Genomic DNA, 12,706 nt, shown 5'->3' with positions numbered 1-12,706 from the left:
TGTTTTAGTTATTTAAAGTTTTTATTTCGGCTTCCGATAGTGAAACTAAATAAAGTGATAATAATGGAATTATTAAAAAGTTTAGGAATTCACCAACATGAGGAAGTAGGTTTATCCAAAAAATAAATACCATTAAGATGATTACATAAACATAGTTCTTTCTGTTAACAACAGTAATATCTGCTATTGATATTATCATAAGTGGAGTTAGCATTGAATTTAATAAAATACCTCCAATATAAGAAGATGTAGCCAACATAGGTGTTGGAATTAGAGAAAGAACCACTCCTAAAATTGAAGTTAGAAATGCTATTAGTATGTACCAAAAAGCACCAAGCTTTAATTTATCTTTACCTAAAGTAAATATATCAACGTACCTTAGGTTAACTTTTTTATAAGAACAATTTTTTATTGCTGTAATAACACCACAGTTTATAACTATAGTTAGTATTATAACGAAAAGACTAAAAATTGCATTTTCAATTTGGACTGAACCTATGGATAATACATATAGGCAAAAATAATTCAATAAACATATTAATATGTTTTTTTTATTTTGCATAAATGTTTCTCTGAAAAGATACATTATGTTTTGAAATTTAACTCTATTCACTTTACTCTCCTTAAAATAAATTTATTATAAGTTAATTATAGTGCATTAAGAAGAATAGTTCTAATACTTTATGAAGAAATGTAAAGTTGAATATTTACTAATAAAAATTTCATAAGGTTTAATAGTCTTTGATCTAGAGCTTTGGAGTTAGTTTAAGTTGTGTTATTGATGTTGCTATAAAAATGAAGTGAATTCAAAAATATTGTAGTTTATAAGAATATTTTGCAAAAAGATTAAAATTAAGGAAATATGATGAGAAATATAAGATTTAATTTTTTATTAATATTCAAAATATTCCATATAATGTTATAATATTTAACAAAGAGTAAATAAAATTGGCTGTAATATGAGAGGTTTAATAGAGAAATTGAGGGCAGTTTATACTAGTAATAGGTAAGTTTTAAATAAATAGATTTTTATTGTATAATTATCCATAGTAGTTAGATGGTTGTAAAAAGATTCTTTTAATGACTAATTAATATTTAAAAGATTGACAAAAAATATAAGGTTTATATTTAGAGTATTGGAGGAAATTTAATTGGACATTGTGTTGGATATTAAGGGTAGATTGTCTTTATTCAAAAATTTTTATGATGCAGTTAGGGTTGTAGATCCAATAAAAAAGAAAGTTATGTTAAATAAAACAAATGAATATGAATGTAATCATGGAAAAATCATAAAAGATTGTTTTTGGATTGTTAATTGTCATGATATATGGAAAAAGGAGTCAGGGTGTGAAAACTGTATATCAAAAAAGGCATTTTTAAAAAATGATACATTTGTTAAATTAGAACATAATAATGGAAATGTTTATTTAGTTATAGCATCACCTATAGAAATTGAAGATAAAAGATATGTTGTTGAGATTTTAAAGGATATAACAAATAACGGAGAAATAGTAGATAGAAGTGGTGAAATTACATATTTAGATTTAACAATGAATAATATTGGAGAAAGTATTGCAAAAGATTATTTAACTGGTGTATATAATAAAAGATATATAAATCAAAGGCTTCAAAGGGAAATAGAAAGAAATATAAAAAGAGATATGCCAACAATTGTTATTATGGCTGACATAGACTTCTTTAAAAATATAAATGATACTTATGGACATATAATTGGAGATAGAATATTAAAAGATTTTTCAGAAATTCTAAGAAGTAATATAAGAAGTAGTAGTGATTGGGTAGGAAGATATGGGGGAGAAGAATTTTTGATAGTTTTAAATAATACTGATCAAAGGGTTGGAGTACTTGTTTCTGAAAAACTTAGAAAATTAATTGAAGAAAAAGATTTTATATATGATGATTTAAAAATAAAAATAACTGCAAGCTTTGGTCTTTACGAAGTTGCAAAAGAAGAAGAAATATCTGATATAATAAAACATGCTGATGATAAGCTTTATGTTGCAAAAATGACAGGAAGAAACAAAACAGCGTTTTAATTAATTATTTAGGTGGTGAAATTTTGAGACCTTTAGCAGATATTATGCGTCCTAAAAAGTTAGAAGATATGGTTGGACAAAAGCATATTATAGGAGAGGGTACTCCTTTAAATAAGCTTATAAAAAACAAAAATATAATGAATTGTATATTCTATGGTCCTCCAGGAGTAGGGAAAACTACTCTAGCAAATATTATTTCAAATTATACAGATAAGAAATTCTATAAAATAAATGCCACAACCTCATCCATAAAAGAAATTCAAAGCATTACTTCTGATATTGATAATTTACTTAATTTTAAAGGAATAATACTTTATATTGATGAGCTTCAACATTTTAATAAAAAGCAACAACAAGCTTTACTTGAATTTATAGAGGATGGAAGAGTAATATTAATAGCAAGTACAACGGAAAATCCCTACTTTGCTATTCATAAGGCTATCTTAAGTAGAAGTACAATATTTACTTTTGAACCAGTTATTACAGATGATATTATTGTTGCTTTAGAAAGGTCTATTAAGAAGCTTGAAGATGAGGGATATAAGTTTAATATAGAAGAAGACACAATAAGATATATAGGAGAAATTTCTCAAGGGGATGTAAGGAAAGCTTATACTATTTTAGAATTAGGTATAAAATCTCAAGACAAAGAAAATATTGTCTTGAACAAGAAATACATAGAAGAATTAGGACAATCAAATTTAAAGTCTGATGCTTCAGGGGATGATTATTATAATCTCTTAAGTGCCATTCAAAAGAGTATAAGGGGAAGTGACCCAGATGCAGCTATCCATTACTTAGCTAGACTTATAAAAGGTGGAAATTTAGAGGGCATAGTGAGAAGGCTTGGAGTAATTGTTGCTGAAGACATAGGCTTAGCCCATCCTAATGCACTTCAAGTTGTAAATAGTGGAATTGAACTTTCTTTAAAAATTGGATTTCCAGAGGCTAGGATAATACTTTCAGAACTTGTTATTTACTTAGCTACTCTTCCAAAATCAAATAGTGCATATATTGCCATTGAAGAGGCGAGTAGAGATTTAGAAAGAATGAATTCAGGGGATGTTCCAAAACATCTTAAGGATGCACATTATAGTGGAGCTTGTAAACTTGGAATAGGTGGATATTTATATCCTCATAATTATCCTAATAGTTATGTTCCTCAAGATTATATGCCAGAGAATATGAAAAATAAAGAGTATTATAAACCTAAGGATAATAAATATGAAAGTAGTCTTAAATTTTATTGGAGTAATATAAAAAATAAATAGGATTTATTATGATAAGATATTTATTTTTTAGTAATATAGTTAAAGAATATACTATTAATTTTAAACAGTCAAAAAATTATTTTTTTTACATATAAAGAAAAAATATTATTTTTTTGAAATATATGATTTTTTGTAAAAAAGATATTAAAAATATGAGAATATTATTGTTGACAAAATTACTCGGTTTTGATATTATAATTACATAAAGTACATCAAATTAGTCGGATTTAGAGGTGATTAAATGAAATTATCTACCAAAGGAAGATATGGTGTAAAAGCTATGGTTGATTTAGCCATACATTATGGTGGATCACCTGTATCTATAAAATCAATATCACAAAGACAAAATATATCTGAATATTATTTAGAACAATTATTTAGTTCTTTAAGAAAAGCTAAACTTATAAAAAGTATAAGAGGAGCTCAGGGAGGATATATTTTAAATAGATTACCAGAAGAAATAACAGTTGCAGATATAATGGAGGTTTTAGAAGGACCAATAGAAATATCTGAATGTTTAGAAGGTGTGGTTTGTAACAATGTGGATTGTTGTGCAACTAGACTTTTATGGAAAAAAATAAAAACAAGCATAGATGAGGTTACAAACTCAGTAACTCTTAAAGATATAGTAGAAGATTATAAAGTAATGAAAGAAAAAAATGATGCTTTAAAAATTGTTAGTAGGAGTGAAGAAAATGAATAATGACAAAGTAGTTTATATGGACTATTCAGCAACTACATATGTTAAACCAGAAGTATTAGAGGAAATGTTACCATATTTCACAAATAAATTTGGAAACCCATCAGCATTCTATGGAATTTCAAGAGAATCAAGAATGGCTGTTGATAATGCAAGAGAGCAGGTTGCTAAAGTTTTAAATGCAGATACAAATGAAATCTACTTCACAGGTGGCGGATCAGAAGCAGATAACTGGGCAATAAAAGGAATAGCTTTTGCTCATAGAAATAAAGGAAATCATATAATAACTACAAAGATAGAACATCATGCAGTATTACATACTTGTCAGTGGTTAGAAAAACAAGGATTCGAAGTTACTTATCTAGATGTAGATAGTGAAGGATTCATAAATTTAGAAGAATTAAAAAATGCAATAACTGACAAAACTATATTAGTTTCTGTAATGTTTGCAAACAATGAAATAGGAACTATAGAACCAATAAAAGAAATAGGTAAAATCTGTAGAGAAAGAAAAGTATTCTTCCACACAGATGCAGTTCAAGCTGTAGGAAATGTTAAAATTGATGTTAAAGATATGAATATCGACTTACTTTCATTAGCTGGACACAAAGTTTATGCACCAAAAGGAATTGGAGCATTATATATAAGAAAAGGTGTTAGAATAGACAGCCTAATTCATGGAGGAAGCCAAGAAAGAGCTAGAAGAGCTGGTACTGAAAACTTACCAGGAATCGTTGGATTAGGAAAAGCTATGGAGATAGCAGGAAATAATTTAGAAGATCATATTGAGAAAATGAGTGCTTTAAGAGATAGATTAATAAATGGATTATTAGAAATACCATTTACAAGATTGAATGGACCAAAAGATGGAAGTAAAAGATTACCAGGTAATGTCAATGTATGCTTCGATTTTATAGAGGGAGAAGGAATACTTCTTTCATTAGACTTTGAAGGAATATGTGGTTCAAGTGGAAGTGCTTGTACATCAGGATCATTAGATCCATCACATGTGTTATTGTCAATAGGTTTACCTCATGAAATAGCACACGGTTCATTAAGATTAAGTTTAGGTGAAGCTACTACAGAAGAAGATGTTGATTATGTAATAGAAAAATTACCAGCAATCATCGAGAGATTAAGAAGTATATCACCATTATGGAAAAATCATTTAAAAGAAATTGAAGGAGAGAATTAGTCATGATATATAGTGAAAAAGTTATGGATCATTTCAGAAATCCAAGAAATGTAGGAGAAATAAAAGATGCTAACGGAATTGGAGAAGTTGGTAATGCTAAATGTGGAGATATAATGAGAATATATCTTAAAATAGAAAATAACATAGTTGAAGATGTTAAGTTTGAAACTTATGGTTGCGGATCAGCCATAGCTTCATCAAGTATGGCTACTGAGTTAATAAAAGGAAAGAGCGTAGAAGAAGCTTGGGAATTATCAAATAAAGCTGTTGCAGAAGCTTTAGATGGTCTTCCACCAGTAAAAATGCACTGCTCAGTATTAGCTGAGGAAGCTATACATAAAGCAATCAATGATTATAGACAAAGAGAAGGTTTAGAACCTTGGGATATGAAAGAACATTCACATGATATACATGAACATGTTCACGGAGAAGAATAAGATTTAAAGTGGTGATTTTGTGACAAAGAAGAAGGTTGTTATTGGTATGAGTGGCGGAGTTGATAGCTCCGTTGCTGCTTACCTTTTAAAAGAACAGGGATATGATGTAGTTGGTATTACAATGCAAATATGGCAAGAAGATAAGGAATACGAGGAAAGAGAAGGTGGATGTTGCTCACTTTCAGCTGTTGATGACGCAAGAAGAGTTGCTCAGAAAATAGGTATTCCTTTCTATGTTTTAAATTTTAGAGATAGTTTTAAAAGAAATGTTATAGACTATTTTGTTGACGAGTACATAAATGGAAGAACTCCAAATCCATGTATTGCATGTAATAAATATCTTAAATTTGATGAGCTTTTACAAAAAGCTAGAAGTATAGGAGCTGAGTATGTTGCTACAGGACACTATGCTAAAATTGAGGAGAGGGATGGAAGATTCCAACTTATAAGATCTGAAGATGATAGAAAAGATCAAACATATGCATTATATAACTTAACTCAAGACCAATTAGAACATACTTTAATGCCTTGTGGTGAATATACTAAGGATAAAATTAGAGAAATTGCTAAAGAAATAGGACTTGATGTTCATAATAAGAAAGATAGTGAAGAAATATGTTTTATTCCAGATAATAATCATGGAAGATATATATGTGAAGTAGCGCCAAACAAGGTTAGAGAAGGAAACTTTGTAGATAAGTTTGGTAATGTTTTAGGAAGACATAAAGGTATTGTTTACTACACGATAGGTCAAAGAAAAGGGTTAGGTTTAGCGCTTGGAAGACCAGTATTTGTTACAGATATAAATCCTTTAACTAATACTGTTGTAGTTGGACCAGAAGAAGATATCTTTAAAACTGATTTAGTTTGTAAAGATATAAACTTTATTTCTATAGATAAACTTGAAGAACCAATGGAGGTTGAGGCTAAGATTAGATATTCAGCTAGACCTGCCAAGGCTACTATAAGTCCTATTGAAGATGGAAAAGTTAAGGTTTCTTTTGAAGATAAACAAAGAGCAATAACTAAAGGTCAATCTGTTGTTTTCTACAAAGGTGATTTAGTTGTAGGTGGAGGAATAATAGAAAGCCTACTTTAATAAAAAACTCCCTAATTGGGGGTTTTTTTGTTTTGTAATTAGTAGTATTATAAAATAGATAATGTATATTTAAAAAATTCAAATTAAATTTTATAGCGGGAGATTTTTAAAGTAAAGTATGGATATGAATTTTATCTTGAGTATATTTGTTTTTATATTTTTTATTTTTATGACAATAAAATCAGTTTTGAGCAGAAAAAAATTATTAGTAAAATCTATAAGCACAAAACTTGAAAAGAATGTAGTTTTATTATGTTCTTTAGTTATATTAATAATAACTATAATTTGGGGTAAAACAGTTTTTCATTATTTAGTTGGATTAGCTGGAATATCAATGTTAATAACAACATGGCTTAATCAAGGAATATGTGAAGAGGGATTTGTTGTTTGGTATAGAGGTATAGAAGTTATTAAATGGAAAAAGGTTAGAGTGGTAACTATAAGAGCATCTAAGTCGATTAAAGTTGAGTTAACAGGAAAATTTATGGATAAATACTTAAGGTTTCATATAGATGATTATGAAAAAGTTTTTAATATTATAAAAGAAAATATTCCTTATTATGCAGATATGAAAATAATGAAGTATGAGAGTATTTCACTTTAAAGGTTGTAAGTAGATTTTAATTAAGTTGAAATCTACTTATTTTTTTATAAAAATTATTAAATTTAAGTTTTTACATGAATTTTTTGGAATGATAGAGAGAATACTAAGTTTATTAATAATATTTTCCTTTATTGTCATATGAAAACTCAGCTAGAAAGGGATGAGAATTTAAAATGTATAGAGTTAGAGATTTAATGGGTCTTACAGTTTTTGATTCAAAAGGAAAGAAAATAGGGGTAGTGAATGATTTAGCTTTAGATTATTTTAATGGAAAAATAACTGGTTTTATAGTTTCTAAAAAACTTTTTTCAAATTTAGATTATGTGGATTTAAGTAATGTTATTTCAATAAATGAGTCTATTATGGCAGTTGGGATTCATATCCATAGAGGAGTAAAATTCAGTGAAATAAAGAATTTTGATTTCATAGATAAGGATGGAAGTATATTGGGGATATTAGAGGATTTGCTTATAGATTATGATTTTTCAATTAGAGGATTAATTGTTGTAGGTGGATTTTTTAATAAGTTTAAAAGTGGGAAAAGAGTTTTTCAGATAAAAGACACAATATTAGGAGAAGAAAATTTGCTTTTTTTTGGAAATAAAAATATAACAATGAGGATGCTTCCAGCTAAATTTGTATAAAAGGGAGAGTTTAATATGCTTGAATCATTCAAAATTAATAAAAATATAAAGAAAAATATTATTGTATCATTTATATGTTTAGTTGTTTTTTATATTTTATATAGATTTGAAGCTCTAAGAGATATAGTTTTCATAATTATAGCATCAGGGGTTTTTGCTTATATACTTAAACCTTTTTATAAATTTTTGTGTATTAAAACTAAGATTAATAAAAAATTATTGGCTATGTTGATTGTTGTTGTAGTAATTCTTTTAGTGTTATTTTTCTTTATTGTTCTAATACCAAGCATGTTTAAAGAAGGAAAGAGTTTTGAAAGTTTAGTAAATAATATTGGAGGTTTTATAAATTACTTAGTTTATAAATTTAAATATATTGATTTAGAAGTTTTTTCTGTTGTTGAAAATCAAATAATAGAAAAATTAAATATTATAGTTTTATCTTTGGCAAACAGTATAATAAATGGATTTATAGGATTTTCAGAGAATATATTGGCCTTTGCTGTTATACCAGTATTAGCCTATTATTTCTTAGCCTATGGAGATTTAGTAACAAATAAATTTTTATATTTTTGCCCAATGGATAAAAGAGAATTATTAAGGTGCTTGGGAAAGGATGTTGACAAGGTATTAGGAAAATATATTTTAGGGCAACTATCATTAAGTTTAGTTGTTGGTATTATGACTTTTATGGGTATGTTAATACTAGAATTGAAATTCCCACTTTTATTAGCAGTATTAAATGCGATTTTGAATATAGTACCTTATTTTGGAGCAATTTTAGGAGCTATTCCAGCTATTTTAGTGGCTGTTATAGAGGGACCAACAAAAATATTGTGGGTAATATTAACATTTATAATTATTCAACAAATAGAAGGAAATTTAGTTGCACCTAAAATAACTGCTGAAAGTATAGATATGCATCCAATTTTAATAATAGTTTTGTTGCTTATAGGAGAAAAGGTTGGAGGACTTATTGGAATGGTTTTTATAGTTCCCATAGCTGTAGTTATAAAAGTTATTTATGAAGATTTAGATTATTATATGTTTATATAGAACTTTTTAAGAAGTGAAATTAAATTTTTAAAGGTATAAAATAGATTTATTATTAAAAAGTTTTTTTAGGTTTATGAAAAAACATATAGTTTAGGAATATATGTGATTTAGCTTATGAGGATAAATAAAATTTACAAAAATTATAAATAAAATTTATTAAAATAGTTAACATTAATTGGTAATTATATTGACATGAGAGGATTTTTTTCTTATAATTTGCCTATAATAACTAAATGAAAAGCGTTGACTAGAATTAGTAGACATTTTACTTTTATTCAGAGAGGAAGTGGATGGTGAGAACTTCTTAAAAGGGATGTTGAAGCTATCTAAGAGCTATAATTATTATGAGTGATGTAGTTTTACATAATTAGGGTGGTACCGCGGAGCATAGTCTTTCGTCCCTTGTCTTAGGGAAGATTGTTTTTATGTTCCTTTTTTATGTGTAAAACTAATGATAAATAAATATTTTATTTAGTTTAATTAAAATAGATTAGCCTGTTTAATTTTATATTTTTTGACTTCATAAGAGTATATAAAAATATTTATGAAATAGGTATGATAATTATTTGAACTTAATAAATAATAAATTTTGGAGGTAAAAAATTATGAAATTCATGGGAGCAAATGAATTAAGAGAAAAGTATTTAAGCTTTTTTGAAAGCAAAGGTCATTTAAGATTACAATCATTTCCGTTAGTACCTAAAAATGATAAGAGTTTATTATTAATAAACGCTGGTATGGCACCACTTAAACCTTATTTTACAGGATTAGAACAGCCACCAAAGAAAAGAATAACTACTTGCCAGAAGTGTATAAGAACTGGTGATATAGAGAATGTTGGTAAAACTTCAAGACATGGTACATTCTTTGAAATGCTTGGAAACTTCTCGTTTGGAGATTATTTTAAAAGTGAAATAATTCCTTGGGCTTGGGAGTTCATAACAGAAACATTAGGAATTCCAAAAGACAAATTATATGTAACAATATATGAAAATGATGATGAAGCATTCGATATATGGACTAGTAAAACAGATGTAGATCCAAGCAGAATATTCAGATTAGGAAAAGATGATAACTTCTGGGAAATTGGAGTAGGTCCATGTGGTCCATGTACAGAAATTCACTTTGATAGAGGAGAAGGAAAAGTTGAAACTGTAGAAGAATTCTTAGAATCTTCAGATGCTGATAGAATAGTTGAGTTTTGGAATCTAGTTTTCACTCAATTTGATAAAGATGAAGAAGGAAATTACAATGAGTTAGCTCAAAAGAATATAGATACAGGAATGGGTCTTGAGAGAATAGCTACAATAATGCAGGGCGTTGACAACATATTTGAAATAGATACAGTTAAAAACATATTAAATAAAGCTTGTGAATTAACAAATGCTAAATATGGAGAAAACAAAGATACTGATACATCATTAAGAATAATAACTGACCATGGTAAAAGTGTTACATTCTTAATATGTGATGGAGTTCAACCATCAAATGAAGGTAGAGGATATGTTTTAAGAAGACTTCTTAGAAGAGCTGCTAGACATGGAAGACTTTTAGGAGTTAAGGGAATATTCTTAAATGAAATGGTAGATGCTGTTGTTGAAAACTATGGAGCAGGATATCCAGAGTTAAAAGAAAAAGCTAATTACATCAAAAAAATAATTAAACTAGAAGAAGAAAGATTCAATGAAACAATTGACTCAGGAATGGATATATTAATGGGTTATATTGATGAAATGGAAGAAAAGAATGAGAAAGTTTTATCAGGGGCTAAAGCATTTAAATTATATGATACTTATGGATTCCCACTAGAACTTACTCAAGAGATATTAGAAGAAAAGGGATTAGACCTTGACATAGAAAACTTCAACAAAGAAATGAAGGAACAAAGAGAGAGGGCTAGAAATGCTAGAGGCGAAAGCAGCTACATGGGAAGTGAAGAAAGTCCAATAAACAAGGTTGAAGCTTCAATTGTTACTGAGTTCGATGGATATGTAAACTTAGAATTAAATTCAAAAGTTATAGTTTTAGGAACTAACGAAGAATTTAAAACTGAACTTTCAGAAGGAGAAGAAGGATTCTTATTAACAGAGAAAACTCCTTTCTATGCTGAAATGGGAGGTCAAGTTGGAGATGTAGGTAATATAACTTCAGAAACAGGAATGGCAATAGTTACTGATTGTAAGAAAAATGTAGGTGGAAAATTTGTTCATCACATAAAAGTTGTAGAAGGAACTATAAAAGAAGGTCAAGAAGTTAAACTTTCAGTAGATGCTTCAAGAAGAGCTAATATTTGTAAAAATCACACTGCAACTCATATGTTACATGAAGCATTAAGAGAAGTTTTAGGAGATCATGTAAATCAATCAGGTTCATATGTTGATGCTGAAAGATTAAGATTTGATTTTACTCACTTCACAGGATTAACTCAAGAAGAATTAGAAAAAGTTGAGTTAATAGTTAATGAGAAAATAATGACAGTTGCTGTTGTTGATACAAAAGAAATGTCTTTAGATGAGGCTAGAAATAGTGGAGCAACTTGTTTATTTGACGAAAAATATGCAGAAAAAGTAAGAGTGGTTTCTGTTGGTGATTTCTCAAAAGAATTATGTGGAGGAACTCACGTAGCTAACTCTGGAGAAATTGGATTATTCAAAATTGTTTCAGAATCAGGAGTTGCTGCTGGAATAAGAAGAATAGAGGCTGTTACTGGAATAAGTGCTTTGAAATTTATGGAAACTAAGAATGATATTCTTAAAGAAGTTTCTTCAATGCTTAAGTGTAATGAAAAAGAAATAGTTAAGAAAATATCAGTTCAAGCTCATGAATTAAAAGAGAAAGAAAAAGAAATTGCAGAACTTAAAGCTAAATTAGTTCAAGGTGCTGAAGATGATATATTAAATAACAAAGTTGAAATAAATGGAGTAAGTTTAGTTACAGCAGAACTTAAAGATGTTGATGGAAACTCGTTAAGAGATTTAGCAGATAAAGTTAGAAATAAATTAGATAAAGGAATAGTTGTTTTAGCAAGTGAAATAGGAGGAAAAGTTAATCTAGTAGCTATGGCAACTAAGAACTCATTAGATAGTGGAGTTCACTGTGGAAAAGTTATTAAAGAAGCTGCAGCAGTTGTTGGAGGCGGTGGAGGTGGAAGACCTGACATGGCTCAAGCTGGTGGAAAAAATCCAGAAAACATAGCTAAAGCATTAGAAAAAGCTCAAGAAGTTGTAGAAATGCTTGTAAAATAGTTGTACTTTTATAGAAATATAGTTTATAATGATTATAAAGTAAAGCGTGTATAAAAATTAATTTAAAAGATAATAATATAGGTAGATATATTATTGAAATATATTTACTGTAAGGGGGTGAGCTGCTAGTAAGCAGCAGGTTATGAGTAACAAGTTAGACCACACAATGCAGTTCGATTTTAGTAAAAATAAGGAGGATTTAACTAAAACAATATTAACTGACGTATACAACTCACTAAAGGAAAAAGGCTACAACCCGGTTAATCAACTAGTTGGATACTTAATTTCAGGTGACCCTACTTACATCACTAATTACAACGGGGCAAGAGCTTTAGTAAGGAAACTGGAAAGAGATGAAATACTTGAAGAAGTTATAAAATCTTATCTAGAGATAAAATAAC

12 protein-coding genes and 1 other annotated feature are annotated in these 12,706 nt (G+C 28.2%); of the genes, 11 read left to right on the top strand and 1 reads right to left on the bottom strand.

What is annotated here, in order from left to right:
* Nucleotides 1-4: 4 nt before the first annotated feature.
* Nucleotides 5-613, bottom strand: coding sequence for a hypothetical protein (locus tag Q1K13_RS09045; protein ID WP_300349805.1), 609 nt, complete (start codon nucleotides 611-613; stop codon nucleotides 5-7).
* A 547-nt stretch (nucleotides 614-1,160) separates the two neighbouring features.
* On the opposite strand from Q1K13_RS09045, the gene Q1K13_RS09040 reads away from it, so the two are divergent.
* The 11 genes from Q1K13_RS09040 (at nucleotide 1,161) to Q1K13_RS08990 (ending at nucleotide 12,705) form a co-directional block, all read left to right on the top strand.
* Nucleotides 1,161-2,057 (top strand): GGDEF domain-containing protein, encoded by an 897-nt coding sequence (locus tag Q1K13_RS09040; RefSeq protein WP_300349923.1) that lies wholly within the window; start codon nucleotides 1,161-1,163, stop codon nucleotides 2,055-2,057.
* A 23-nt stretch (nucleotides 2,058-2,080) separates the two neighbouring features.
* Complete coding sequence (locus Q1K13_RS09035; RefSeq protein ID WP_300349803.1) at nucleotides 2,081-3,328, top strand: replication-associated recombination protein A; 1,248 nt, start codon at nucleotides 2,081-2,083, stop codon at nucleotides 3,326-3,328.
* Between the two features lie 241 nt (nucleotides 3,329-3,569).
* A complete protein-coding gene (locus tag Q1K13_RS09030; RefSeq protein WP_300349800.1) occupies nucleotides 3,570-4,031 on the top strand; it encodes an RrF2 family transcriptional regulator in 462 nt (153 codons plus the stop codon).
* Entirely contained in the window at nucleotides 4,024-5,223 is a 1,200-nt protein-coding gene (gene nifS / locus Q1K13_RS09025) for a cysteine desulfurase NifS (protein ID WP_300349798.1), read from the top strand. The genes Q1K13_RS09030 and nifS overlap by 8 nt, the downstream gene beginning before the upstream one ends.
* Before the next feature lie 2 nt (nucleotides 5,224-5,225).
* Nucleotides 5,226-5,660, top strand: coding sequence for a Fe-S cluster assembly scaffold protein NifU (nifU, locus tag Q1K13_RS09020; protein WP_300349795.1), 435 nt, complete (start codon nucleotides 5,226-5,228; stop codon nucleotides 5,658-5,660).
* A 19-nt stretch (nucleotides 5,661-5,679) separates the two neighbouring features.
* A complete protein-coding gene (gene mnmA, locus Q1K13_RS09015; protein ID WP_300349792.1) occupies nucleotides 5,680-6,759 on the top strand; it encodes a tRNA 2-thiouridine(34) synthase MnmA in 1,080 nt (359 codons plus the stop codon).
* Between the two features lie 187 nt (nucleotides 6,760-6,946).
* Nucleotides 6,947-7,363 carry a hypothetical protein gene (locus Q1K13_RS09010; RefSeq protein WP_300349789.1) on the top strand — a complete coding sequence of 139 codons (417 nt, stop codon included), beginning with the start codon at nucleotides 6,947-6,949 and terminating at the stop codon, nucleotides 7,361-7,363.
* Between the two features lie 173 nt (nucleotides 7,364-7,536).
* Complete coding sequence (locus Q1K13_RS09005) at nucleotides 7,537-8,007, top strand: PRC-barrel domain-containing protein (RefSeq protein WP_300349787.1); 471 nt, start codon at nucleotides 7,537-7,539, stop codon at nucleotides 8,005-8,007.
* Nucleotides 8,008-8,022: 15 nt separating this feature from the next.
* Nucleotides 8,023-9,060, top strand: a complete 1,038-nt coding sequence (locus tag Q1K13_RS09000) for an AI-2E family transporter (RefSeq protein ID WP_300349784.1) — start codon at nucleotides 8,023-8,025, stop codon at nucleotides 9,058-9,060.
* A 234-nt stretch (nucleotides 9,061-9,294) separates the two neighbouring features.
* Nucleotides 9,295-9,466: a binding site (T-box leader), on the top strand.
* Between the two features lie 199 nt (nucleotides 9,467-9,665).
* Nucleotides 9,666-12,305 (top strand): alanine--tRNA ligase, encoded by a 2,640-nt coding sequence (gene alaS, locus Q1K13_RS08995; protein WP_300349781.1) that lies wholly within the window; start codon nucleotides 9,666-9,668, stop codon nucleotides 12,303-12,305.
* 142 nt (nucleotides 12,306-12,447) lie between these two features.
* Complete coding sequence (locus Q1K13_RS08990) at nucleotides 12,448-12,705, top strand: IreB family regulatory phosphoprotein (protein WP_300349779.1); 258 nt, start codon at nucleotides 12,448-12,450, stop codon at nucleotides 12,703-12,705.
* The last annotated feature ends 1 nt before the right edge of the window (nucleotide 12,706 follow it).

It is taken from the genome of Clostridium sp., assembly GCF_029267215.1.
Lineage (GTDB): Bacteria > Bacillota > Clostridia > Clostridiales > Clostridiaceae > Sarcina.
Note: the sequence above shows the minus strand (reverse complement) of the source record. Positions and strands in the feature narration are given on the sequence as shown.